Genomic DNA, 25,142 nt, shown 5'->3' on the forward strand with positions numbered 1-25,142 from the left:
CCGGGACCCGGTTCGCTCCGGCAGGTCCAGGCTTCAGCCGATGCGGTCGGCGAGGCCGACTGGGACAACTCCCCTACGAGGCCAACTGCTCATGTGCGGCGTGACCGGACCCGGTCGGCGCGACGCCGCCTTCGGGTTGGTTGATCTCGGCCCACACCGCGTCGAGGGAGAGGCCGAGGACATCGGCGATCGCCGCGATGGTGGGAAAGGCGGGGGTGGCCACGCGGCCCGACTCGATCTTCCGGAGGGTCTCCGGTGAGACATGTGCGTCAAGCGCGGTTTCGAGCATCGAGCGCTCTCCCCTGGCTCGACGTAGGAGGGCGCCGAGGCGCTGTCCGCGTTCGACCTCTGCGGGAGTGAGGGGCAACCTGACCATGCCCACGATTCTAGTACCGGTATAGTATGGCCGGTATAGTTATTGGTTCGCATGAGAAGGGCGCCACGTGATCGAGATCCTGAACGACACCAGACTGGCCCGGGCAAAAGACACGGGTGCCCTGGTCGCTCACATCCTGCAGACGTTGAAGAGCCGTAGCACGGTCGGCACGAACCTCCTGGACATCGACCGGTGGGCCAAGGCCATGATCGTCGAAGCGGGAGCGCAGTCCTGCTACGTGGACTACGAGCCGTCCTTCGGACGCGGCCCGTTCGGCCACTACATCTGCACGGCCGTCAACGACGCCGTGCTTCACGGACGGCCGTACGACTACACGCTTGCCGACGGCGATCTGCTGACCCTCGACCTCGCCGTCTCCACAGGCGGAGTCGCCGCGGACGCCGCCATCAGCTTCATCGTGGGCGACGCGAAGCCCCCGGAGAGCGTCGCGTTGATCGGTGCGACCGAACGCGCGCTGGCCGCGGGGATCGCCGCTGCCGGGCCCGGGGCTCGCATCGGCGACATCTCCCATGCCATCGGCACGGTCCTCAGCGAGGCGGGGTACCCGATCAACACCGAGTTCGGAGGTCATGGCATCGGATCGACGATGCACCAGGACCCGCATGTCGCGAACACCGGACGGCCCGGCCGGGGATACAAGCTGCGCCCCGGGCTGCTGCTGGCTCTGGAGCCGTGGGTCATGGCGGACACCGCTGTACTCGTCACCGATGCCGACGGGTGGACGCTCCGAAGCGCGACAGGCTGCCGGACGGCTCACAGCGAGCACACGATCGCCATCACCGGCGACGGAGCCGAGATCCTCACCTTGCCGAAGCAGGCGCAGCCGTAAGGCCGGGTGGTCTCGGCCCCGGATCGCTCGTCCCACTCCCCCGTGCCGGACGGTCCGTCGTCCGTTCAGCCGCCGGAGGCTCAGCGCATCAGGACTCCCGCCGCCTCGGACGCGGCCTCCGAGGGGAGGGCGATGAGGCCCGGTTCCGCGGGGTGGGAGAGGAGGGGGTGGGTGGGGAGGACGCGGATGGTGTAGCCGAAGGGGCCGGTGCGGTTGAGGGCCAGGGGGGCTTCATAGCGGCGGCTGCCTTCGAGGTCGGGGCCCGCGGTGGGTTTGAGGGGAACGTGGGTGGCGTCGGTGATGCGGTCGGTGTCGTCCACACGGCCGGCCACGGCCTGGACCTCGACGTCCGCCGGGTCCAGGGCGCCGAGGCGCACCCGGACGCGGAGGGAGAGCGTCGAGCCGAGTTCGGCGGCGCCGCCCGGGGCGGGTGGGGTGAGGTGGGCCTCTACGTGGTCGACGGCGACGTCCGGCCAGGCGGCGCGGATCCGGGTCTTCCAGGCGGCCAGTTCGGCGGCCGCCTCGAGGTTCAGGGCGCGGTGGGAGCGGGCGGCCGGGGCGTAGAGGCGCTCGACATATTCGCGGACCATGCGGCCCGCGAGCACCTTGGGGCCGAGGGTGGTGAGGGTGCGCCGGACCATGGCGATCCAGCGGCCGGGGAGGCCGTCCAGGCCGCGGTCGTAGAAGCGCGGGGCGACCCGCTGCTCCAGCAGGTCGTAGAGGGCGGCGGCCTCCAGGTCGTCGCGGCGGGTCTCGTCGATGGCGTCGCCGTCGGCGGTGGGGATGGCCCAGCCGAAGTCCGGCTCGTACCACTCGTCCCACCAGCCGTCGAGGACGGAGAGGTTGAGACAGCCGTTCAGGGCCGCCTTCATACCGCTGGTGCCGCATGCCTCCAGCGGGCGCAGCGGGTTGTTGAGCCAGACGTCGCAGCCGGGGTAGAGGTTCTGGGCCATGCCCATGCCGTAGTCGGGCAGGAAGACCAGGCGGTGGCGGACCCGGGGGTCGTCGGCGAAGCGGACGAGTTCCTGGACGAGGCGCTTGCCGCCGTCGTCGGCCGGGTGGGCCTTGCCCGCGACGACGATCTGGACCGGCCGCTCGGGGTGGAGCAGCAGCTCCATCAGCCGGTCCTGGTCGCGCAGCATCAGGGTGAGCCGCTTGTAGGAGGGGACGCGGCGGGCGAAGCCGATGGTGAGGACGTCGGGGTCGAGCGCCCCGTCGATCCAGCCGAGCTCGGCGGTGCCCGCGCCGCGCTGCCGCCAGGAGGCGTACAGCCGCTGCCGGGCCTCGGCGACCAGCCGCTTGCGCAGGGTGCGGCGCAGCTCCCACAGCTCGGAGTCGCCGAGGTGGCCGAACTGGCGGGCGCCCAGCCGGGTGACCTCGGGGGCCGTCCAGGTGGGTGCGTGCACCCCGTTGGTGACGGAGGTGATGGGCACCTCCTCGGGGTCGAAGCCCGGCCAGAGCCCGGCGAACATCTCCCGGCTGACGCGGCCGTGCAGGGTGGACACCCCGTTGGCGCGCTGGGCCAGCCGCAGCCCCATCACGGCCATGTTGAAGAGGTTGGGTTCCCCGCCGGGGTACGTCTCCATGCCGAGCGCGAGGATCCGCTCGACCTCGATCCCGGGCAGCTCGGCGTCGTCCCCGAAGTGGCGGGCGACCAGCTCGCGGTCGAAGCGGTCGATCCCGGCGGGCACGGGGGTGTGGGTGGTGAAGACGGTCCCGGCCCGCACCGCCTCAAGGGCGGCGTCGAAGCCGGCCCCGTCGGCGATCAGTTCGCGGATGCGCTCCAGGCCCTGGAATCCGGCGTGGCCCTCGTTGGTGTGGAACACCTCGGGCTCGGGGTGGCCGGTGAGCCCGCAGTACGCGCGCAGGGCGCGGACGCCGCCGATGCCCAGCAGCATCTCCTGGAGCAGCCGGTGCTCGCTGCCGCCGCCGTAGAGCCGGTCGGTGACCTCGCGCTCGCCGTGGCCGTTCTCCTCCACGTCGGAGTCGAGCAGCAGCAGGGGCACCCTGCCCACCTGGGCCTGCCAGACGCGGGCGTGGAGCGGTCGGCCGCCGGGCAGGGTGAGCGGGATCCGGACGGGCCGGCCGTCCGCCTCGCACAGCTGGGTGAGCGGGAGCTCGTCGGGGTCGAGGACCGGATACTGCTCCTGCTGCCAGCCGTCGCGGGAGAGCGACTGCCGGAAGTAGCCGTGGCGGTAGAGCAGTCCGACGCCCATCAGGGGGACGCCGAGGTCGCTGGCGGCCTTGAGGTGGTCTCCGGCGAGGATGCCGAGGCCGCCGGAGTATTGGGGCAGGGCGGCGGTGATCCCGAATTCCGGCGAGAAGTAGGCGATGGCGGTGGGGAGCCCGGACGGGGCGGGCGCGTCTGGGGGTACGGACGCGTCTGGGGGTACGGGCGCGTCCGGGGGTACGGGCGCCACGGGAGCCGCGGACTCGACGGGGATCGGCCCGGCTCTGTCCTCGGCGGCGACCCGCCCCTGATACCACCGGGGCCCGGTCAGATAGTCGTGCAGATCATCCGCGGCCGCCGTGAGACGGCGCAGGAAGGAGCGGTCCTCGGCGAGGTCCGCGAGGCGGGAGAGGGGCACGGCGCCCAGCAGCCGCACCGGGTCGCCGCCTGACTCCCGCCATCCCTCGGGGTCCACGGACTCGAAGAGCTCGCGGGTCTCGGGGTGCCAGGACCAGCGCAGATTGCGCGCCAGCCGGTTGAGCGGTCGCAGGGGCTCCGGAAGGACGGGGCGCACGCTGAATCGACGAATGGCCTTCACCCTTCGACGGTAGCGGCCGACGAGTCCCTGTTTCGGCTGTTTCGCCCCGCTCCCGAGAAGTCGGCCCGAAGGCGGCAACCTTTCCGGCCAAGGGGACGACTAGGGGTCACACCTTCCCCCCATGCCTTGGAGGACCACGTGCGCTCTCGGGACAGTTCGCACACTCCGCCCCCCGCTGATCCGCCCAGACCCACCCCGCGCAGGGGCCGGACGGGGCTACCCCGTGTCCGGACGCTGGCCGCCGTCTGCGCGGCGGGCGCGCTGACCGTCACCTCGCTGGTGAGCGTCTCGGAGGCCGCCGAGGGCAAGGGGCCCACACCGAGGGCGGCCGCCACGGCCCAGCTGGAGAAGCTGGACCGGGGGCTGGTGAGCGTGCACACCGGCAATGACAACCTGGTCAGCTGGCGCTGGCTGGCCACCGACCCGGACGGTGTGACGTTCAACCTCTACCGGGGCGGCGTCAAGGTCAACTCCTCCCCCATCACCACGGCCAACTACCTCCATAAGGACGCCCCGAACAGCGCGGACTACACCGTGCGGGCCATCGTGGGCGGGGCGGAGCAGCCCGCCTCGCCGAGCGCGATCCAGTTCCGCCCCGGGTACTACGATGTGCCGATCTCACCCCCGGCGGGCGGCTCGGACTACACCTATGAGGCCAATGACGCCTCGGTGGGCGACCTCGACGGCGACGGCGACCTGGACTTCGTCCTGAAGTGGCAGCCGACCAACGCCAAGGACAACTCCCAGTCGGGCGTCACCGGCGACACCATCGTGGACGGCTATACCCTCCAGGGGCAGCGGCTGTGGCGGATCGACCTGGGCCGGAACATCCGCTCCGGCGCCCACTACACCCAGTTCCAGGTGTACGACTACGACGGCGACGGCCAGGCCGAGATCGCGATGAAGACCGCGGACGGCACGGTCGACGGCGCCGGTAAGACCATCGGCAGCGCCTCCGCCGACTACCGCAACTCCAGCGGCTATGTGCTCGGCGGACCCGAATATCTGACGATGTTCAACGGCCGTACGGGCGCCGCGATGAGCACGGTGGACTACGTCCCGCCGCGCGGCACGGTCTCCTCCTGGGGCGACTCCTACGGCAACCGCGTGGACCGCTTCCTGGCCGGGACGGCGTATCTCAACGGCTCCACCCCCTCGCTGATCGAGGCGCGCGGCTACTACACCCGCACTGTGATCTCCGCCTGGAGGTTCAGCGGAGGCCAGCTCACCCGGCAGTGGACGTTCGACACCAACAGCTCCACCAACACCGGCAAGGGCTACGACGGCCAGGGCAACCACGCGCTGGCCACCGGGGACGTGGACGGCGACGGCAGGGACGAGATCGTCTACGGCTCGATGGCCGTGGACGACAACGGCTCGGGGCTGTGGACGAACAGGAACGGCCACGGCGACGCCGCCCACCTCGGCGACCTCGACCCCTCCCGGGCGGGTCTGGAGTACTTCAAGGTGGACGAGGACTCCGCCAAGCCGGGTTCGTACTTCGCCGACGCCCGCACCGGCCAGGTGCTGTGGTCCACCGCGTCCGGCGGCGACAACGGGCGCGGCGTGGCCGATGACATCTGGGCGGGCAACGACGGCGCCGAGATGTGGTCCGCGCGGGACGACCAGATCCGCGACGAGGGCGGCGGCGCCAAGGGCCGCAAGCCCTCCTCGGTCAACTTCCTGGCCTGGTGGGACGGCGATCCGGTGCGCGAGCTGCTGGACGGCACCCACATCGACAAGTACGGCACCTCCGGTGACACCCGGCTGCTCACCGGCTCCGGGGTGCACTCCAACAACGGCACCAAGGCCACCCCGTCGCTGTCCGGCGACATCCTCGGCGACTGGCGCGAGGAGGTGGTCTGGCCGACCAGCGACAACAAGGCGCTGCGGATCTACTCCACGCCGTACGAGACCGATCGGAAGATCACCACGCTGCTCCACGACCGGCAGTACCGCGAGGCGCTGGCCTGGCAGAACACCGCCTACAACCAGCCCCCGCACCCCAGTTTCTTCATCGGCAACAAGATGGCGACCCCGCCGCGGCCGGCCATCACCACTCCGTGAAACCCCCACCAAGAAGGAGATCCGACATGGCTGAACAACGCACCAGGCACCGGGCGCTGGCCGGGGCCCTCGGCGCCATCGCGCTCACCGCGGGCGCGATCACCACCGGTCTGACCCTGCCCACGGCCTCCGCCGCCACCTGGCCCACGCCCAGCGGCAGCCCGCAGGCGGTCACCAAGACCATCCCCGTCAGCGGGTCCATGGACGGCGGGATGAAGCGCTACTACGGCTCCGGCGACCTCGGCACCGGCGGCCAGGACGAGGACCAGGACCCGCTGTTCGAGCTGGCGGACGGCGCCACCCTGAAGAACGTCATCCTCGGCGCCCCGGCCGCCGACGGCGTCCACTGCAAGGGCAGCTGCACGATCCAGAACGTGTGGTGGGAGGACGTCGGCGAGGACGCCGCCACCTTCCGGGGCACCGGCAAGACGTACAACGTGATCGGCGGCGGCGCCCGCAAGGCGTCGGACAAGGTGTTCCAGTTCAACGGCGGCGGCACGCTCAACATCTCGAACTTCGCCGTCCAGGACTTCGGCAAGCTGGTCCGCTCGTGCGGCAACTGCTCCTCGCAGTACAAGCGCACCATCAATGTGAGCAACACCGAGGTCACCGCCCCGGGCAAGGCCATCGGCGGGATCAACACCAACTACGGCGACTCGCTGACCCTGCGCGGAATCACCGTCATCGGGGACAGCAGCAAGAAGATCGTCCCGTGCCAGAAGTACATCGGGAACAACACGGGCAAGGAGCCGACCGAGAACGGCAGCGGTCCGGACGGCACCTACTGCAAGTACAGCTCGTCCGACATCACCTACCGGTGATGTGCGGCTGACCGCGCGCCGTGCCTGACCCTCACAGGGACAGGCACGGCGCGTGCCCATGCCGGACACTGGTGGGTATGGACACACCTGCCGAGCTGGGAAGTTTTCTGCGCACCCGCCGCGCCGGGCTGCGTCCCGAGGACGTCGGCCTGGTCGCGTACGGGACCCGGCGCCGGGTCCCGGGGCTGCGCCGCGAGGAGCTGGCGCAGCTGGCCGGGGTGAGCGCGGCGTACTACACCCGGCTGGAGCAGGGCCAGTCCACCGGCGCCTCGGACGGGGTGCTGGACGCGATCGCCCGCGCGCTCCGGCTGAGCCAGGACGAGCGGGCGCACCTCGGCAACCTGGCCCGTCCGCCGCGCGCCGGGCGCCGCCCCGCGCGGCGCGCCGAGTCCGCGCGCCCGGCGACCCGGCGGCTGCTCGCCGCGATGGACGGCGTACCGGCCGTGGTCCTCGGTCCGCGCTTCGACGTCCTGGCGTGGAATCCGCTGGGGCACGCGCTGATCGCCGGGCATCTGCCCGCCGACGCGCCCGAGCGCCCCGGCGACCGGCCCAACACCCAGCGGATGCTGTTCCTCGACCCCCACACCCGTGAGCTGTATCCGGACTGGAAGGGCGAGGCGCGGCGCGCGGTCTCCTCGCTGCGGGTGGTGGCGGGGGCGCACCCCGACGACCGTCGGCTGGCCGAGCTGATCGGCGAACTGTCCATGAAGAGCGGGGAGTTCGCGGCGCTGTGGTCGCGCCACCCGGTGCGCCGGTGCGCCTTCGGCACCAAGTCCTTCCACCATCCGCTGGTGGGGCCGCTGGAGCTGGACTTCGAGATGACCCGGCTGCCGGACTCGGGGGGCCAGGCCCTGCTGATGTACGGGGCGGAGCCGGGGTCGCCGTCGGAGGCGGCGCTGCGGCTGCTGTCGAGGGAGGCGGTCGCGTTTTACGCCCCCTGATGCGCCCTTGTCGGGATCTTTCGTCCCACGCGACGCTAGGGCCCTTCTGACGGATCTCCGCGGAAGAAGGACCCAAGCGCCGTCGAGTTGGGGAGGGGATCGTTCCATGGCATGCGCAGCTGCGGGCCCCCGGCGGAGGGTGGCGGCGCCGGCCGCCGTCGTCGCGGTGGTCCTGGTGGTCTTGTCGCCCGCTCAGACCGTTCCCGCGCAGGGGGTCCAGACCATGGGCGCGGCGGGGACCCACGGCTATATCGTCGCCCTGAAGCGGGGCGCGGGAGCGCCCGCGGCGGCGTCCGGCGCGGGCCGGGCGCTGGTCGAGCGGTACGGGGCGCGGGTGCGCCAGGTCTACCGCAGCGCGCTCAACGGCTATGCGGTACGGGCGAACGCGGCACAGGCCGGGCGGCTGGCGGCCGATCCGCGCATCGCCTCGGTGACCCGGGACGGGCGGGTGTCCCTGCGCTGGTCCCGGGCGCGGTTACCGTCCCCGCCACGCGGCCGGGCGCGGCCGCCCTGGGGCCTGGACCGGATCGACCAGCGGGACCGGCGGCTGGACGGGGTGTACACCGCGCCCCGCGGCGGCGGGCGCGGCACCACGATCTATGTGATCGACTCCGGGGTCCGCACCTCCCATGAGGACTTCGGCGGCCGGGCCCGCTCGGGCTGGGACTTCGTGGACGACGATCCGGTGGCCGAGGACGGCAACGGCCATGGCACCCATGTGGCCGCCACGGCGGCGGGCACCCGCTACGGCGTGGCGAAGGAGGCCGCGATCGTGGCCGTCCGGGTGCTGGACGACCGGGGCGAGGGCACCATCGCGCAGGTGCTGGCCGGAATGGACTGGGTGCTGCGACACGCCAGGCGGCCCGCGGTGGTCAATTTGAGCCTGGGTTCGGCGTCCGCCACCCCGCTGCCCCAGTGGGACGCGGCGGTGCGGGCCGGGATCGCCGCCGGTCTGGTCTTCACCGTGGCGGCGGGCAACCAGGACCGGCCCGCCGCCTCGTTCTCACCGGGCCGGGTGCCGGGGGCGCTCACGGTGGGCGCGACCGACCGCGCCGACCGGCGCTCGGGATTCTCCAACTGGGGCCCGGGAGTCGACCTGTTCGCGCCCGGCGACCGGATCGTCTCGGCGTCCGACGCGAGCGACACGGCGGTCAGGACGCTCTCGGGCACCTCGATGGCCGCCCCGCATGTCGCGGGCGCGGCCGCGCTCTATCTCGCCGGCCATCGCTTCGCGACTCCGGCCCAGGTCGGGGCGGCGCTGACGGCCGGGGCGAGCAAGGGCCGGGTGCGCGGCGCGGGTCCGGGCTCGCCGAACCGTCTGCTGCGGGTGGCCAACTGACGTAACGGCAGAACGCGTCGAGTGGACGGCCCCGCCTACGGGCGGGGCCGATTCATGTACCCGGCGTTACGAACCGGTAGTTCACGGGAACTCGGATTGTCTCCCCATTCCGCAGGGGAAGGCTTTCCACGCGCGCCCCCCATGGCCGACCCCATCCGCCCACCAGAGTGAACGCGGACAGGAGCTGTCATGCCCGCAACCCAACGCCCGGCGGCAAAACCGATACAAAGGACAAAAGCCGCCTCCGCGCCTCCATCCGCACTGCCGTCAGGTGATCCTATGATCGGTCGCATTCCCATTCTGGATATCCGCCCGCTGATCGACTGCGGCCGCCGCCCCGCCAAGGCGGTGGTGGACGAGACCTTCGAGGTCAGTGCCACCGTGTTCCGGGAGGGCCATGACGCGGTCAACGCCAATGTGGTCCTCCGGGATCCGTCCGGACGCTCCGGCCCCTGGACCCCGATGCGTGAACTCGCCCCCGGCACCGACCGCTGGGGCGCCGAGGTCACCCCCGGCGCGCCCGGCCGCTGGACGTACACGGTCGAGGCGTGGAGCGATCCCATCGCCACCTGGCGCCGGCACGCCCGTATCAAGATCCCGGCCGGGATCGACACCGATCTGGTCCTGGCGGAGGGCGCCCTGCTGTACGAGCGGGCCGCGGCCGGAGTGCCCAAGAACGACGGCCGGGAGGCGGTGCTGGCGGCCGTCGACGGGCTGCGCGACGAGCGCCGCCCGGTGGCCGACCGGCTCGCCGCCGCCCTCGCGCCCGATGTGACCGCGGCCCTCGACCGCCACCCGCTGCGGGAGTTGGTCACCACCTCGCGCCCGATGCCGCTCCAGGTGGACCGGGAGCGTGCGCTGTTCGGCTCCTGGTACGAGCTCTTCCCACGCTCGGAGGGCGCCAAGGTGACCGAGGGCCGGCGGCCGGTCAGCGGCACCCTGCGCACCGCCGCCGAGCGGCTGCCCGCGATCGCCGCCGCGGGCTTCGACGTGGTCTATCTGCCGCCGGTCCACCCCATCGGCACCGCCTTCCGCAAGGGCCCCAACAACACGCTCTCCGCGGGCCCCTTCGACGTGGGCTCGCCCTGGGCCATCGGCTCGGCCGACGGCGGCCATGACGCGATCCACCCCGACCTCGGCACCGTCGAGGACTTCGACCACTTCGTGGCGCGTGCCCGGGAGCTGCGCATGGAGGTGGCGCTGGACTTCGCGCTCCAGTGCTCCCCGGACCACCCCTGGGTCTCCCAGCACCCCGAGTGGTTCCACCAGCGCGCCGACGGCACCATCGCCTACGCCGAGAACCCGCCCAAGAAGTACCAGGACATCTATCCGCTCGCCTTCGACCGGGACTTCCACGGCCTGGTCCGGGAGACCGAGCGGGTGCTGCGCTTCTGGATGGCGCACGGGGTGCGGATCTTCCGGGTGGACAATCCGCACACCAAGCCGGTGGTCTTCTGGGAGAAGGTGCTCGGCGACATCCACCGCTCCGACCCCGATGTCCTCTTCCTCTCCGAGGCGTTCACCCGCCCCGCGATGCTGAACGCCCTCGGCGCGGTCGGCTTCCACCAGTCGTACACCTACTTCACCTGGCGGAACACCAAGCAGGAGCTCACCGACTACCTCACCGAGCTGTCCGGGGATGCGGCCGCCTGGATGCGGCCCAACTTCTTCGTCAACACCCCCGACATCCTGCACGCCTACCTTCAGGAGGGCGGCCGCCCCGCCTTCGCGGTGCGGGCCGTGCTCGCCGCCACCCTCTCCCCCACCTGGGGCGTCTACGCGGGCTACGAACTGTGCGAGGGCACCCCGGCGCGGCCGGGTGGCGAGGAGTACCTGGACTCGGAGAAGTACCAGCTGCGGCCGCGCGACTGGGCGGCGGCGGAGCGCGAGGGAAGAACGATCACCCCGCTGCTGGCCCGGCTGAACCGGGTGCGCCGCCGCCATCCCGCCCTGCGCCGGCTGCGCAACCTCAGATTCCACCACGCCGACAACGATTCCGTCATCGTCTACTCCAAGCGCGCGGGCGACTCGTGTGTGGTCACGGTCGTCAACCTCGACCCTCACCACACCCAGGAGGCGACGGTCTCGTTGAACATGCCGGAACTCGGCCTCGAGTGGCATGAGTCCGTCCCGGTGCGCGACGAGCTCACCGGCGAGACCTATCACTGGGGCAGGGACAACTATGTGCGCCTGGAGCCGGGGCGGGAGATGGCTCCGGCGCATGTGCTGTCCCTGCGACCGTCCTCACCGATCGGAGGGTCACCCACAACATGATCGTCAACGAGCCCGTACCGGACACATTCGAGGACACGCCCGCGGGCGACCGCGATCCCGACTGGTTCAAGCGCGCGGTCTTCTACGAGGTCCTGGTCCGCTCCTTCCAGGACAGCAACGGCGACGGCGTCGGCGACCTCAAGGGCCTGACGGCCAAGCTGGACTATCTGCAGTGGCTGGGCGTGGACTGCCTGTGGCTGCCCCCGTTCTTCGCCTCCCCGCTGCGCGACGGCGGCTACGACGTCTCGGACTACACCGCCGTGCTGCCGGAGTTCGGGGACCTCGCGGACTTCGTGGAGTTCGTCGACGCCGCTCATCAGCGCGGGATGCGCGTGATCATTGACTTTGTCATGAACCACACGAGTGATCAGCATCCGTGGTTCCAGGAGTCCCGCGGCGACCCGGACGGACCGTACGGCGACTACTACGTCTGGGCCGACGACGACAAGCAGTACCAGGACGCGCGGATCATCTTCGTCGACACCGAGACGTCCAACTGGACCTTTGATCCGGTACGTAAGCAGTACTACTGGCACCGCTTCTTCTCGCACCAGCCGGACCTCAACTTCGAGAACCCCGCCGTCCAGGAGGAGGTACTGGCCGCCCTGCGCTTCTGGCTGGACCTGGGCATCGACGGATTCCGGCTCGACGCCGTCCCATATCTGTATGCCGAGGAGGGCACCGACTGCGAGAACCTGCCCCGGACACATGAGATGCTCAGGCGCGTCCGGGCCGAGATCGACGCCCACTATCCGGACACCGTGCTGCTGGCCGAGGCCAACCAGTGGCCGGAGGACGTCGTCGACTACTTCGGCGACTTCTCGGCGGGCGGCGACGAATGCCATATGGCCTTCCACTTCCCGGTGATGCCGCGCATCTTCATGGCCGTGCGGCGCGAGTCCCGCTACCCGGTCTCGGAGATCCTCGCCAAGACCCCCGCCATCCCCTCCGGCTGTCAGTGGGGCATCTTCCTGCGCAACCACGACGAGCTGACGCTGGAGATGGTCACCGACGAAGAGCGCGACTACATGTACGCGGAGTACGCCAAGGATCCGAGAATGCGGGCCAACATCGGCATCCGCAGACGGCTGGCGCCGCTGCTGGACAACGACCGCAACCAGATCGAGCTGTTCACCGCGCTGCTGCTGTCCCTGCCCGGCTCGCCGATCCTCTACTACGGCGACGAGATCGGCATGGGCGACAACATCTGGCTCGGCGACCGCGACGCCGTGCGCACCCCCATGCAGTGGACCCCCGACCGGAACGCGGGCTTCTCCTCCTGCGATCCGGGACGGCTGTTCCTGCCGACCATCATGGACCCGGTCTACGGCTATCAGGTCACCAATGTCGAGGCGGCCATGAGCAGCCCGTCCTCGCTGCTGCACTGGACCCGCCGGATGATCGAGATCCGTAAGCAGAACCCCGCCTTCGGGCTCGGCTCCTTCACCGAGCTGCCGTCCTCCAACCCGGCCGTCCTCGCCTTCCTGCGCGAGGCCCCGACGGGCCGGGACGGCGAGGACGACCTGGTGCTGTGCGTGAACAACTTCTCGCGCTTCGCCCAGCCGACCGAGCTGGACCTGCAGTCCTTCGCCGGCCGCCATCCGGTGGAGCTGATCGGCGGGGTCCGCTTCCCGGCCATCGGCGAGCTGCCGTATCTGCTCACCCTGGCCGGGCACGGCTTCTACTGGTTCCGGCTGCGCCGCGCCGAAGCGGCGGGGCACTGGGCGGGCTGAAATCAGCCCCTCCAGGGGGCACCTCCCAGCGGTAGCTGGGGGAGCTTGAGGAGCGGGGTCTGGGGCGGAGCCCCAGTTGAGGGAAGGGGCGGGGAGGGGAACAGCCCGCCGCAGGCGCCAGGCTCCGCCGTGTGGTTTCGGCCGGGGCACGGCCTTCGCTCGTCCGTACGCGTCCACCTCGGGCGCGTACGGGCGTTTTCGACCCCCCGTCATGGGCACTCTGTACTCACATCGTCACCGACGGGCCCGATCGCGTTCACCGGGCTCACCGTACGGACGATCCTCGCCCGACACGTCCCGCACCGTCGCACAGTCAATGCCGCAATCCGGGACACTTTGCCCTGATCTGTCGTGTGCCCGGGGAAAGGACGCGACGCCATGCCGGAAGCTCCGCTCTCCCGGGGGGCACACCACCCGCCGACCGCCGTACCGCGGGAGCAGCCCCCGCCGACCGCCACCCGCACCACCGCGGCCGCGGGCCCGCCCGGTCTGCTCACCTCGCTCGCGCCGCTGCTCGCCGAGTGGCTGCCCCGGCAGCGCTGGTTCGCGGGCAAGGGCCGCCCCGTCACCGGCTTCGCGCTGGTCTCCGCGACCGAGCTGCTGCCGTGGCGGGCGAGCGGCGGCACGCCCGGTCTGCTCCATCTGCTGGTCCGCGCCCAGCAGCCGGAGCCACCGGGCCACCGGCACGGCTTCGGCTGCGGCCACCGGCGCGGGGCGGCGGCCAGCGACTGCTACCAACTGCTGCTCGGGGCGCGCCCCGCCCTGCCGCCGCCGCTCGCCCCCGCGCTCATCGGCCGGCCCAGCGGCGGTCCGCTGGACGGGCAGACGGTGTACGAGGCGCTGGCCGACCCCCGGCTCACCACGCTGCTGCTCGAGCGGCTGCGGACGCCCGGACGGCTCGGCCCGCTGCGCTTCGTACGGGAGCCGTCCAGCGCGATCCCGTCCGCGCTCGCGCCCCGGGTGATGACCGCCGAGCAGTCCAACTCCTCGGTGGTTTACGGCGATACGTTTATTCTCAAGCTCTTCCGGCGGGTCAGCCCCGGCACCAACCCGGACCTGGAGCTCCCCCTCGCGCTCGCCCGCACCAGCTGCGCCCGGGTGCCCGCGCCCGCCGCCTGGTTCGAGGCCGAGCCCCCGGCCGAGGGCGCCGGGCCGCGGCCGGAGCCGTTCACCCTGGGGCTGCTCCAGCCCTTCCTGGCCGGTTCCCGGGACGGCTGGCAGCTCGCGCTGGACGCCCTGGCCGCCGGGGGCGGCTTCACCGACGCCGCCCGCGCGCTGGGGCACGCGACCGCCGAGGTCCATCTGGCGATGGCCCGCGCGCTGCCCATCTCCGTGCTGCGCCGCCCGCAGATCGAGCACCTCGCCGCCGCGATGAGCGAACGGCTCGACTCGGCCGCCGCCGCGGTGCCCGCCCTCCAGCCGTACCGCACCGCGCTGCACGGCGCGTACGAGGACCTGGCCGCGCTGGGGCGCGCGGGCCGCACCTGGGCGGCCCAGCGCATCCACGGCGATCTGCACCTGGGGCAGGCGCTGCTCACGGGCGGCGGCGGAGGCGGAGGCGGCCAGTGGTCGCTCATCGACTTCGAGGGCGAGCCGTCCCGTCCACTGGCCGAGCGGCGCCGCCCGCAGCCGCCGGTGCGCGATATCGCGGGCATGCTGCGGTCCTTCGACTACGCGGCGGCCGTGGGGCGCCCTGCGCACCCGCAGGAGTGGGCGGACCGCACCCGCGCCGCGTACTGCGCGGGCTACGCGGAGGCGTCCGGCACCGATCCGCGCGACGAGCCTGAGCTGCTGCGCGCCCATGAGACCGACAAGGCCGTCTACGAGGTGCTCTACGAGGCGCGGCACCGCCCCGACTGGCTGTCCGTCCCGATGACCGCGATCCACCGCCTGGCCGCCACCCGCGGCTGACCCCGGGCCGGGGCGGCCCGGCCCCGGCCCCCTTGCCCGCCGTTCCCTCCGACACCCCCGACACCCCCGGGAGGACCACCCCGTGACCGCACGACCGCCGTCCGGCCAGTACCCGTCCGACGAGGGACCGGGCCACGCGCCCGCCGCCACCGGCGCCACAACCGGCCCGGCGGTCCCGGCGACGTTCCGCTCCGGCCACCCCCATCCGCCCGCGCACCCGGGCTCCGGGGCCCGGGTCTCCTACGGCTCACCACCCGTGCCCCGGGCGCCCCGCCCCGACGAGGAGCGGCACGCGGAGGACGGCGGCGTGGGCGGGCCGTCGCGGGTGGCCGGGCGGCCCGTGGCCGGGGCCGGCGCGGGCCCCGGCGACGTGGTGGCGGACGAGCGGGGGGTGCGGGCCGCGCCCGCGCTGGGCGACGCGGACCTGCGGCGGCTGCTGGCCGGGGCGCATCACGATCCGCATGCGGTGCTCGGCGCCCATCCCGTGCCCGGCGGGGTGCTGTTCCGTGCCCTGCGCCCGTACGCCCGGTCGGTGACCGTCGCCGCCGAGGGGTTGCGCGCACGGCTGCGGGCCGAGGGGGACGGGCTGTTCTCCGGGGTGCTGCCGCTGCGGGAGATCCCGGACTACCGGCTGCTGGTGGCGTACGAGGACGCCGAGCTCGAGCTGCACGACCCGTACCGCTTCCTGCCCGCCCTCGGCGAACTCGATCTGCACCTCATCGGCGAGGGCCGCCACGAGGAGCTGTGGCGGGCGCTCGGCGCGCGGCCGATGACCCACCAGGGCGTGGCCGGCACCCGCTTCACCGTCTGGGCGCCCAATGCCCTCGGGGTGCGGCTGACCGGCGACTTCACCTACTGGGACGGCACCGCGCTGCCGATGCGCTCGCTCGGCGGCAGCGGCGTGTGGGAGCTGTTCCTGCCGGGCGTCGGCGAGGGCGCGCTCTACAAGTTCGAGATCGCCCGGCCCGACGGCGGCCATTCCCTGCGCGCCGACCCGATGGCGCTGCGCACCGAGTGCCCGCCCGCCACCGCCTCCGTCGTCCACGCCTCGCACCACGACTGGGGCGATGACGCGTGGATGGCGGGCCGGGCCGGCGGGCGCGTCCATGAGCTGCCGTTCTCCGTCTACGAGGTGCATCTGCCGTCCTGGCGCCCGGGGCTGACCTACCGCCGGCTCGCCGAGCAGCTCCCGGCGTACGTCAAGGACCTGGGCTTCACCCACGTCGAGCTGATGCCGGTGGCCGAGCACCCCTTCGGCGGCTCCTGGGGCTACCAGGTCACCGGCTTCTACGCGCCCACGGCCCGGCTCGGCACCCCCGACGACTTCAAGTACCTGGTGGACGCGCTGCACCGGGCGGGCATCGGGGTCATCGTGGACTGGGTGCCCGCGCACTTCCCCAAGGACGCCTGGGCGCTGGCGGAGTTCGACGGCCGTCCGCTGTACGAGCCCGCCGACCCGCTGCGCGCCGCGCACCCCGACTGGGGCACGCTGGAGTTCGACTACGGGCGCACGGAGGTGCGCAACTTCCTGGTGGCGAACGCGGTCTACTGGTGCGAGGAGTTCCATGTCGACGGCCTGCGGGTGGACGCCGTCGCCTCGATGCTCTACCTCGACTACTCCCGCGAGCCCGGCCAGTGGACGCCCAACGCGCACGGCGGCCGGGAGAACCTGGACGCGGTCGCCTTCCTCCAGGAGATGAACGCGACCGTCTACCGCCGCTGCCCGGGGGTGGTCACCATCGCCGAGGAGTCGACCGCGTGGGACGGGGTCACCCGGGCCACCCACCATGTGGGCCCCAGCGGCTTCGGCGGCCTCGGCTTCGGGCTGAAGTGGAACATGGGGTGGATGCACGACTCGCTGTCCTATCTCGCGCACGAGCCGGTGCACCGCGCCTATCACCACCACGAGATGACGTTCTCGATGGTGTACGCGTACAGCGAGAACTACGTGCTGCCGATCTCGCACGACGAGGTGGTGCACGGCAAGCGGGCCCTGGTGTCGAAGATGCCCGGCGACTGGTGGCAGCAGCGCGCGACCCACCGCGCGTACCTCGGCTTCATGTGGGCCCATCCGGGCAAGCAACTGCTGTTCATGGGCCAGGAGTTCGCGCAGGGCGCCGAGTGGTCCGAGGCGCACGGGCCCGACTGGTGGCTGCTGGACCCGTCGTACTCCGCCGAGCCCGACCACCGGGGCGTCCGCGATCTGGTCCGCGACCTGAACCAGACGTACGCGGCCACGCCCGCGCTCTGGCAACGGGACACCGATCCCGAGGGCTTCTCCTGGATCGAGGGCGATGCCCGCGAGGACAATGTCTTCGCCTTCCTCCGCCACGACGCCGAGGGCTCCCCGCTGCTGGCCATCAGCAACTTCTCCCCGGTGGTCCGGCGTGAGTACCGCGTCGGGACGCCGGAGGCGGTGCCGGTGTGGCGCGAGGTGCTGAACACCGACGACCGGCGCTACGGCGGCGGTGGCGTGGTCAACGCCGAGCCGCTGAAGGCCGAGCCCACCGGGTGGCACGGCCGTCCGGCCTCCATCCTGCCGGTGCTGCCGCCGCTGGGCACGATCTGGCTGCGGCCCGCCTGAGCCGTACGCATCCGAGCCGTACGCACCCGATCCGTACGCCTCGTCAGCCGTCGGACCCGCCGAGCCCCGTGAGGCCGTCCCGGACCCGGTGGGCGTCGGGGTGGCCGAGGGAGTCGAACCGGGTCAGGGCCCGCTGCCAACTGCGGCGGGCCCCGGCCCGGTCCCCGGCGGCGAGCTGGGCGCTGCCGAGCCGGTGCAGCGACTCGGCCTCCCGGACCCGCTCGCCCCGGCCGCGCCGCAGATCCACCGCGTGCCGGTAGCAGCTGATGGCCTGCTGGTGGTCGCCGACGTGCTGATGGGCGTAGCCGAGGCTGTCCCAGGCGGCGGACTCCCCGCGCCTGTCCCCCGCCTGCCGCAGCATGGTCAGCGCCTTCTCGCAGTGGACGAGGGTCTGCTGGAAGTCGCCCAGCATGGCGTACGCCCAGCCGACATTGTTCAGGGCGTACGCCTCACCGCTGCGGTGGCCGGCCGCCCGGTACAGCTTCAGGGCGCGCAGCGCGTGGTGCAGCCCCTCGTCAAGGCGCCCCTCCCGCTCGCTGGCGAGGTTGAGCGCGCCATGGGCCAGGGCCTGCCCGATGGCGTTGCCGGTCTCGCGGTGCAGGTTCAGGGCGCGCACCAGATGGCCGCGGGCCCGGTCGTAGCGCCCCATCCGAAGATCGGCCAGGCCCAGGGCGTAGCAGGAGTGGGCCTGACCGGTGAGGTCGCGGATGCGGTGGGCCGAGCCCAGGGCGATCCGGTGGACGGTGCGCTGGTCGTGCCAGTGGCCGCGCTGGTCCAGGAACTCGGTCAGCGACCAGGCGAGTTGCCAGGCGTGGGTCTCGAATCCGGCCTCCGCGGCCTCGTGCAGGGCCGCCATCAGCGCCGGATAGGTGACGATGAACCAGAGCAGCGCCTCGCCGTGCCCCGCGAACTCACCGGCGTTGACGCCCGGCCGGACCGGCTCGACCGCGATCGGCTCCCGGTGCGGGGTGAAGGCCCTCCCGGCGGCCACGGCGGTGTGCAGATAGTGGTCGAGCACCCGGTGCAGCGCGGCGCGGCGCTCCTCCCGCGCGTCGTACGCCTGGGTGAGCTCCATGGCGTAGGCGCGCAGCAGATCGTGGAAGCCGTACTGGCCGGGGGCGCGCTCGGTGATCAGATGCGCCCGGGTCAGCTGGATCAGCAGCCGGCGGGCCTGCGGCACCGGGATACCCACCAGGCTGGCGGCCGCGGGGGCCGCGATGTCGGGGCCCGGGTGGACGCCCAGCAGCCGGAACAGCCGGGCGGCGTCGGCGCCCAGGGCGTGGTACGACCAGGAGAAGACGGCCCGGACATCGGTGGTGGCGTCCCCGCCCTCGAACGCGTCGAGGCTGCCGCGGGCGTCGCGCAGCTCCCCGGCGAGCGCCTCCAGGCCGAAGCGGGGGTGGGTGGCGGCGCGGGCGGCCACGATGGCGAGCGCGAGCGGCAGCCCGGCGCACACCGTGATGACCTCCTCGACGGCCTCGGGTTCGGCGGCCACCCGCTCGGCGCCCACCCGGCTGACCAGCAGTTCGCGCGCCTCGTCGCGGTCGAGCAGATCCAGCGGCAGCGGCTGGGCCTGCTCGGCGACGACCAGGCTGGTGAGTTCGTTACGGCTGGTCAGCACCACCAGACAGCCGGGGGAACCGGGCAGCAGGGGCCGCACCTGCTCCGCGTCCCGGGCGTTGTCGAGCAGGATCAGCATCCGGCGGTCGGCCAGCAGGCTCCGGTACAGCGCGGTCTGCGCCTCGAGGGTCGCGGGGATCCGGTGGGCGGGCACCTGGAAGGCGTCCAGGAAGCCCCGTACGGCCTCGGCGGCGGTCATGGCCGAGTCGGTGGGTCCGAAGCCGCGCAGATTCACATAGAGCTGGCCGTCGGGGAACCGGTCGCGGACGCGGTGGGCCCAGTGCACGGCGAGGGTGGTCTTGCCGAGGCCGCCGCTGCCCGCGATCACGGTGATCCTCGCGGCGGTGGGCGCCCGTCCCCTGCCCTCGCCCGTACTCGCGCCCGCGCTCGCGCCCGCGCCCGCGGGCAGCAGGGCGTCCAGCCCGGCCAGTTCGCGCTCACGGCCGGTGAAGTGGGCCACGTCGGAGGGGAGTTGCTGGGGTACGGCGGTGACGACGGTGATCTGCTCGGGGGCGGTGGCGGTGGCGGGCATGCCCGAGGACCCGGCGGCGGGTTCGGCGGCGGGCTCGGGGGGCTCGTCGGCGGGCGGAGTGCCCTCCGGGGCGGGAGCGGTTGCCGGGGCGGGGGTCGCGTCGGGCTGCGCCGGTGGCGCCGCGGGAGCGCTCCCGTGCGCGCCGGAGGCCCCGGAGGGGTCCCCGGCCCGGCTGTCCCGGCTGTCCCGGCTGTCCCGGCTGTCCCGGCTGTCCCGGCTGTCCCGGCCATCGTGGCCGTCCCGGCCGTCCCTGCCCTCCCGGCTGTCCTCGAGCGCCTGCCGGTGGAGCCGTTGCAGCTCGTCGCCGGGCTCGATGCCCAGCTCCTCCACGTACCTCCGGCGGGTGGACCGGAACAGCGCGAGGGCGTCGGCCCGCCTGCCGCAGCGCCGTAGCGCCTCCATGAGCAGCGCCACCGAGCGTTCCCGCAGGGGGTGTTCGGCCACCAGGACGGACAGCTCGGCGGCGGCCTCGTGGTGGCGTCCGGAGCGCAGATCGATCGCGGCGCACTCCTCGACCGCCGCGCGCCGCTCCTCCTCCAGACCGGCGCCCAGGGTCTCCGGCAGCCAGCCGCCCGCGACGTCCGCCAGCGCGGGCCCGCGCCACAACTGGAGCGCGGCGCGCAGCAGTTCCCCGGCCCGTTCCCCGGCGGCCACGGCGGCCTCGGGCTCCCCGGTGGCCCCGGCGTCCTTGGGAGCCTCCCGCGCGGCCCGCACCAGATCGCGGAACCGGTGCAGATCGACCTGCTCACGCGCGACGGTCAGCGAATAGCCCTTCGCCGATGTCGTCAACTCGGCCCCGGGCAAGGCGGACAGGATCCGCCGCAGCTTGGAAATCTGCACCTGTACGGCGTTTCGCGCGGACCCCGGTGGGTCCTCGCCCCATACTGCCAACACCAGCCTGTCGACGGACACCACGCGGCCGGAGGCCATCAGCAGCATCGCCAGAACGGACCGCTGCTGTGCGGCGGTCGGCCCCTGCGGACGCTCGCCCTGCCATATTCCGACCGGTCCCAACAGGCGAAACTCGGTCCCATCCACACACTGCCCCCGTTGGTACCAGAGATTTCACTGTGACCACTTGGAAGCCTACCCACGGGTTCGGGTCAGCGAGGCATCAGCGGTATATCAGCGGCTCGTAGCACCCTACGAGTGTTCGAGGGCCCCACGGGCACCAGAAGCTCTCCCCGGCCACCGCCGACGGCGGCGGCCGGACCGGAACTCTCCGGTCTCCGGGCCCTCTTCCGACGATGAACGGGGGACGGTATGGCAGTGAGGTGCCGAGGAGGCGGCTCATGACCACCGCAGGAGGAACACGGAGCACACCACGGATCGGCGAGCTCGTCTACGACCTCGAACGCGAGGCCATGGGCCGGGTCGCCTACGTGGACACCGGCGGGAACATCGCCTGGGTCAAGCCACTGCGCGAGGGCCCCGAGTGGACGGCCCTCCCGGAACAGCTGCGCCGCGCGCCTGACGGCGAGCGCTGAGGCGCCTTCGGCGCCGAAAGGCCGCCAAGGGGCAGCGGCGGCGTGGCCAATGGCGGCGTCTCGCGTCTTCCAACGGGGGGAAGACGCGGGGCGCCATTCGCCGTGTCCGCCACGCGGTGTGCCCCGGGCCGCGTGCCCCGGCCGTATGCCCCCGGCCGCGTCCACCACGTCGTGTGCCCCGGGCCGTGCGCCCCGGGCCCGTGAAACGCGCACGGCCCTGCCCCGATTCAGGAGGGCAGGGCCGCGTTGCGCGTGGGGTGTCAGGCGGGCACGTGCTCCTTCGCCGTGTCACCGTCACGCCGCTCGGGGAGGGACTTGCCCTCGGCCGCCTCGGAGTCGTCCGCGGCCGGGCCGTGGCCGCCACCGTTGCGGGCGAAGCCCTCCGCGTCGAACGGCAGCCGTCCGGCGAGGACTTCGTTCATCCGCTCCTTGTCGATCTCCTTGGTCCAGGTGCCGACCAGGACGGTCGCGACCGCGTTGCCCGCGAAGTTGGTGAGGGCGCGGGCCTCGCTCATGAAGCGGTCGATGCCGACGATCAGGCCGACGCCGTCGACGAGTTCGGGCCGGTGCGACTGGAGACCGCCCGCCAGCGTCGCCATGCCCGCGCCGGTCACACCGGCGGCGCCCTTCGACGCGACGATCATGAAGACGAGGAGGGATATCTGCTGGCCTATGGAGAGCGGGTCGCCCATGGCCTCGGCGATGAAGAGCGAGGCCATCGTCAGGTAGATGGCGGTGCCGTCCAGGTTGAAGGAGTAGCCCGTGGGCACGGTGATACCGGCGACCGGCTTGCTGACGCCCGCGTGCTCCATCTTCGCGATCAGCAGCGGCAGCGCCGACTCCGAGGAGGACGTCGACAGGATCAGCAGGAACTCCCGCGCCAGGTACTTCAGCAGCAGGAAGATGTTGACGCCCGCGACCAGCCGCAGAATCGTCCCGAGGACGATGAACACGAAGAGCGCGCAGGTCACATAGAAGCCGATCATGATGACCGCGAGCGCCTTGAGCGCGTCCAGACCGGTCTCGCCGACCACGGCGGCGATCGCGCCGAAGGCGCCGACCGGGGCGGCCCACATGACCATCGACAGCAGCTTGAAGACGAGCTGCTGTATGTGGCCTATGCCGCGCAGCACCGGCTCGCCCGCCTTGCCCATCGCCTGCAGGGCGAAGCCCGCGAGGAGGGCCACGAACAGGGTCTGCAGCACCTCGCCCGCGGTGAAGGCGGAGACCAGCGTCTTCGGGATGATCCCGAGCAGGAAGTCCGCCGTCGACTCGGAGGCGCCGTCGGCCTGGCTCTGTCCGGCCTGGGCCGCCTCATGGCTCATGTGCAGGCCGCTGCCGGGCTCGAGGAAGTTGCCGACGACCAGGCCGATGGCGAGGGCCACGGTCGACATCACCATGAAGTAGCCGAGCGCCAGACCGCCGACCGCGCCGACCTTCGCCGCCTTGCGCACCGAACCGACGCCGAGCACGATCGTGCAGAAGATGATCGGCGAGATCAGCATCTTGATGAGGTTGACGAAGCCTTCGCCGATCGGCTTGAGCTCCACCGCCGTATCGGGGGCCACGAAGCCCACGAGGATGCCGAGCGCCACCGCGCCGATGACGGCGAGGTAGAGGTAGTGAATCCTTTCCTTCTTCGGCTTCGTCCCATCCGGTGCCGTACGCCCGGATGCGGGCGGCGTGGTGTCCGCAGCCACGGTGCTGCCTCCTTCTGTTCTGCCGTCCAACTGTCCCGGCGCTGTACCGTGTGCGGCTCGCACACCGCCTTGAACGGTCCCGGCGACTATGCCCCAGCCTGTGACGGGGGTCACCCTTCCGTTCATTTCGTTCACACAAAGATGCGTGTGCAGACTGATGGCCATGCGCATCCCCCACCCCCGGAGCCTGGCGGGCCAGCTGTTCGCGATGCAGGTCGTGCTGGTCGCCGCCCTGGTGGCCGGGTGCGCTGTCTTCGCCTACGTCACCGACCGCGAGCAGGCGGTGGCGGCCGCGCGGCAGCGGGCGACCGCCGTCGCGGTGGCCGTCGCCGACTCCCCGTCGGTCGCCGAGGCCGCGCGGTCGAAGGACCCCACGGCCCGGCTCCAGCCGTACGCGGAGAAGGTGCGCCGGGACACCGGCGTCACCTTCGTCACGATCATGGATACCCACGGGGTGCGCTGGGCGCACCCCGATCCGCGCCAGATCGGCGCCACCTATCTCGGCCACATCAAGCCCGCGCTGCGCGGGCGGATCTTCGCCGAGACCTACACCGGCACGCTCGGCTCCTCCGTCCGCGTGGTCGCCCCGGTGCGCGACACCCGCGCCGGCGGCCGGATCACCGCACTGGTCAGCGCGGGGATAACCGTGGACACCATCAGCGCCCAGGTGCGCCGGCAACTGCTCGCGCTGCTCGGTGTGGCGGCCGCGGCGCTCGCGGTCGGCGGCCTGTGCGCGTATGTGATCAACGCCCGGCTGCGCCGCCATACGCACGGGATGAACGCGGCCGAGCTGAGCCGGATGCACGACTACCACGAGGCCGCGCTGCACGCCGTGCGCGAGGGGCTGCTGATGCTCGACGGCCGACGGCGGATCGCGCTGATCAACGACGGCGGGCGGGAGCTGCTCGGCCTGCCCGAGGACTCCGTCGGCCGCTACGTCTCCGACCTGGGCCTGCCGCCCGCGCTGACCGGCGCCCTGCTGGCCGCCGAGCCGCGGGTGGACGAGCTGCATCTGACCGCGGAGCGGGTCGTGGTCGTCAACACCTCCCCGGTGAGCAGCGGTGAGCAGCGCGGCACGGTCGTCACGCTGCGCGACCACACCGAGCTCCAGGCGCTCTCGGGCGAGCTGGACTCGCTGCGCGGCTTCGCGGAGGCGCTGCGCTCCCAGGCCCATGAGGCCGCGAATCGACTGCATGCCGTCGTCTCGCTGATCGAACTGGGCCGGGAGGACGAGGCGGTCGACTTCGCCACCGCCGAGCTGGAACTGGCCCAGGCGCTGACCGACCAGGTGGTGGCGGCCGTCGCCGAACCCGTCCTGGCCGCCCTGCTGCTGGGCAAGGCGGCCCAGGCCAGCGAGCGCGGCGTCGAGCTGGTCCTGGCCCCCGACAGCCGTATCGACGACGGCGTCCTCCCGCCCGGCCTGCCCGCCCGCGACCTGGTGACCATCCTCGGCAACCTCATCGACAACGCCACGGACGCGGCCGCCGAGGGCGTCGGCAACGAGTCGGCCCCGCGCAGCGCCCGCGTCACGGTCACCGCCCGCGCGGACGCCGGCGAGCTGACCCTGCGCGTATCGGACACCGGCGCCGGGCTCGACCCGGCGGCGGCCGAGGAGATCTTCCGCCGCGGCTGGAGCACGAAGTCCCCCGGCCGCGGCCTGGGCCTGGCCCTGGTCCAGCAGGCCGCCCGCCGCAACGCGGGCACGGTGGAAGTGACGACCTCCCCCGACGGCGGCGCCGAATTCACCGCCCGCCTACCACTGACGACCCCGGCCACCACGCCTTGACCCCCACGTCGCGTAGAGGCGCCCCCCCACGGGCCCCTGCAGCACCCGGCAGCCGCCGGGCGGGGGCCGGCGCCGGGCGCGCACCGGGCCCAGGCGGCGGCTCCCCCGGGAAGCCGCCACCTTCACATCAGCCCGGCCGCCGGGCGGCGAAGCCCAGCCGCGCGGGCGATGCTCAGGGCGGGCGGGCCCCGCATCGGGGTGTCTCCCGGGCTCCGCAGGGCCCGAGGCGGCGGCCGCCGGGGGCGGGGCGCCGTTCCATCCCGCTGCCGGGCGGCCAAATCCGGCCGCCCCGGGGCGGGGGGCCGGGGGCGGAGGCCCTGGGAGACGGGGTGCAGGGGAATCGTCACCGTAGG

The 25,142-nt window shown here is 72.7% G+C and carries 15 protein-coding genes; 11 read left to right on the forward strand and 4 right to left on the reverse strand.

The features are described from left to right. Positions 1 to 73: 73 nt before the first annotated feature. Positions 74 to 376, reverse strand: coding sequence for a helix-turn-helix domain-containing protein (locus NP777_RS15075; RefSeq protein WP_256650643.1), 303 nt, complete (start codon positions 374 to 376; stop codon positions 74 to 76). 67 nt (positions 377 to 443) lie between these two features. Between NP777_RS15075 and map the strand changes: the two genes are divergently transcribed. Beyond that, a complete protein-coding gene (gene map, locus NP777_RS15080) occupies positions 444 to 1,226 on the forward strand; it encodes a type I methionyl aminopeptidase (protein WP_256650644.1) in 783 nt (260 codons plus the stop codon). A gap of 80 nt (positions 1,227 to 1,306) precedes the next feature. Here the strand turns inward: map and glgP are convergent, their stop codons facing one another. Next, positions 1,307 to 3,994 (reverse strand): alpha-glucan family phosphorylase, encoded by a 2,688-nt coding sequence (glgP, locus tag NP777_RS15085; protein ID WP_256650645.1) that lies wholly within the window; start codon positions 3,992 to 3,994, stop codon positions 1,307 to 1,309. 138 nt (positions 3,995 to 4,132) lie between these two features. On the opposite strand from glgP, the gene NP777_RS15090 reads away from it, so the two are divergent. The 8 genes from NP777_RS15090 to glgB all read left to right on the forward strand — a co-directional run bounded on the left by NP777_RS15090 (position 4,133) and on the right by glgB (position 17,664). After that, positions 4,133 to 6,061: a rhamnogalacturonan lyase gene (locus NP777_RS15090; RefSeq protein ID WP_391858513.1), complete on the forward strand. Its 1,929-nt coding sequence runs from the start codon at positions 4,133 to 4,135 to the stop codon at positions 6,059 to 6,061. A 26-nt stretch (positions 6,062 to 6,087) separates the two neighbouring features. Next, positions 6,088 to 6,882, forward strand: coding sequence for a pectate lyase (locus NP777_RS15095; protein WP_256650647.1), 795 nt, complete (start codon positions 6,088 to 6,090; stop codon positions 6,880 to 6,882). 77 nt (positions 6,883 to 6,959) lie between these two features. Continuing rightward, entirely contained in the window at positions 6,960 to 7,823 is an 864-nt protein-coding gene (locus tag NP777_RS15100) for a helix-turn-helix transcriptional regulator (protein WP_256650648.1), read from the forward strand. Between the two features lie 106 nt (positions 7,824 to 7,929). Further along, positions 7,930 to 9,162: a S8 family peptidase gene (locus tag NP777_RS15105; RefSeq protein WP_256650649.1), complete on the forward strand. Its 1,233-nt coding sequence runs from the start codon at positions 7,930 to 7,932 to the stop codon at positions 9,160 to 9,162. A gap of 279 nt (positions 9,163 to 9,441) precedes the next feature. Next, positions 9,442 to 11,436 (forward strand): alpha-1,4-glucan--maltose-1-phosphate maltosyltransferase, encoded by a 1,995-nt coding sequence (locus tag NP777_RS15110; protein WP_256650650.1) that lies wholly within the window; start codon positions 9,442 to 9,444, stop codon positions 11,434 to 11,436. Next, complete coding sequence (gene treS / locus NP777_RS15115; RefSeq protein ID WP_256650651.1) at positions 11,433 to 13,169, forward strand: maltose alpha-D-glucosyltransferase; 1,737 nt, start codon at positions 11,433 to 11,435, stop codon at positions 13,167 to 13,169. The genes NP777_RS15110 and treS overlap by 4 nt, the downstream gene beginning before the upstream one ends. Positions 13,170 to 13,547: 378 nt before the next feature. Further along, positions 13,548 to 15,080: a maltokinase N-terminal cap-like domain-containing protein gene (locus NP777_RS15120; protein ID WP_256650652.1), complete on the forward strand. Its 1,533-nt coding sequence runs from the start codon at positions 13,548 to 13,550 to the stop codon at positions 15,078 to 15,080. A gap of 373 nt (positions 15,081 to 15,453) precedes the next feature. Next, entirely contained in the window at positions 15,454 to 17,664 is a 2,211-nt protein-coding gene (gene glgB / locus NP777_RS15125; RefSeq protein WP_391858517.1) for a 1,4-alpha-glucan branching enzyme, read from the forward strand. 43 nt (positions 17,665 to 17,707) lie between these two features. Here glgB and NP777_RS15130 read toward each other — a convergent pair whose 3' ends face one another. Continuing rightward, positions 17,708 to 20,854 carry an AfsR/SARP family transcriptional regulator gene (locus tag NP777_RS15130; RefSeq protein WP_256650653.1) on the reverse strand — a complete coding sequence of 1,049 codons (3,147 nt, stop codon included), beginning with the start codon at positions 20,852 to 20,854 and terminating at the stop codon, positions 17,708 to 17,710. Between the two features lie 254 nt (positions 20,855 to 21,108). Here NP777_RS15130 and NP777_RS15135 point away from each other — a divergent pair, with 254 nt between their 5' ends. Then, a complete protein-coding gene (locus NP777_RS15135; protein ID WP_020868332.1) occupies positions 21,109 to 21,303 on the forward strand; it encodes a hypothetical protein in 195 nt (64 codons plus the stop codon). A gap of 260 nt (positions 21,304 to 21,563) precedes the next feature. On the opposite strand, the gene NP777_RS15140 is transcribed toward NP777_RS15135, so the two are convergent. Beyond that, the gene (locus NP777_RS15140; RefSeq protein WP_256650654.1) at positions 21,564 to 23,003 is read right to left on the reverse strand and encodes a cation:dicarboxylate symporter family transporter; all 1,440 of its coding nucleotides are present in this window, start codon (positions 23,001 to 23,003) and stop codon (positions 21,564 to 21,566) included. 163 nt (positions 23,004 to 23,166) lie between these two features. Between NP777_RS15140 and NP777_RS15145 the strand changes: the two genes are divergently transcribed. Next, on the forward strand, positions 23,167 to 24,789 hold the full coding sequence (locus NP777_RS15145) for a sensor histidine kinase (protein WP_256650655.1): 1,623 nt from the start codon (positions 23,167 to 23,169) through the stop codon (positions 24,787 to 24,789). The last annotated feature ends 353 nt before the right edge of the window (positions 24,790 to 25,142 follow it).

This window comes from Streptomyces rugosispiralis (genome assembly GCF_024505145.1).
GTDB lineage: Bacteria > Actinomycetota > Actinomycetes > Streptomycetales > Streptomycetaceae > Streptomyces > Streptomyces rugosispiralis.

Bases quoted from the DNA above. Each gene is read 5' to 3' on its own strand.
- NP777_RS15075 (WP_256650643.1), bottom strand. From the start codon at position 376: ATGGTCAGGTTGCCCCTCACTCCCGCAGAGGTCGAACGCGGACAGCGC.
- NP777_RS15095 (WP_256650647.1), top strand. From the start codon at position 6,088: ATGGCTGAACAACGCACCAGGCACCGGGCGCTGGCCGGGGCCCTCGGC.
- NP777_RS15100 (WP_256650648.1), top strand. From the start codon at position 6,960: ATGGACACACCTGCCGAGCTGGGAAGTTTTCTGCGCACCCGCCGCGCC.
- NP777_RS15105 (WP_256650649.1), top strand. From the start codon at position 7,930: ATGGCATGCGCAGCTGCGGGCCCCCGGCGGAGGGTGGCGGCGCCGGCC.
- NP777_RS15110 (WP_256650650.1), top strand. From the start codon at position 9,442: ATGATCGGTCGCATTCCCATTCTGGATATCCGCCCGCTGATCGACTGC.
- treS (WP_256650651.1), top strand. From the start codon at position 11,433: ATGATCGTCAACGAGCCCGTACCGGACACATTCGAGGACACGCCCGCG.
- NP777_RS15120 (WP_256650652.1), top strand. From the start codon at position 13,548: ATGCCGGAAGCTCCGCTCTCCCGGGGGGCACACCACCCGCCGACCGCC.
- NP777_RS15135 (WP_020868332.1), top strand. From the start codon at position 21,109: ATGACCACCGCAGGAGGAACACGGAGCACACCACGGATCGGCGAGCTC.
- NP777_RS15145 (WP_256650655.1), top strand. From the start codon at position 23,167: ATGCGCATCCCCCACCCCCGGAGCCTGGCGGGCCAGCTGTTCGCGATG.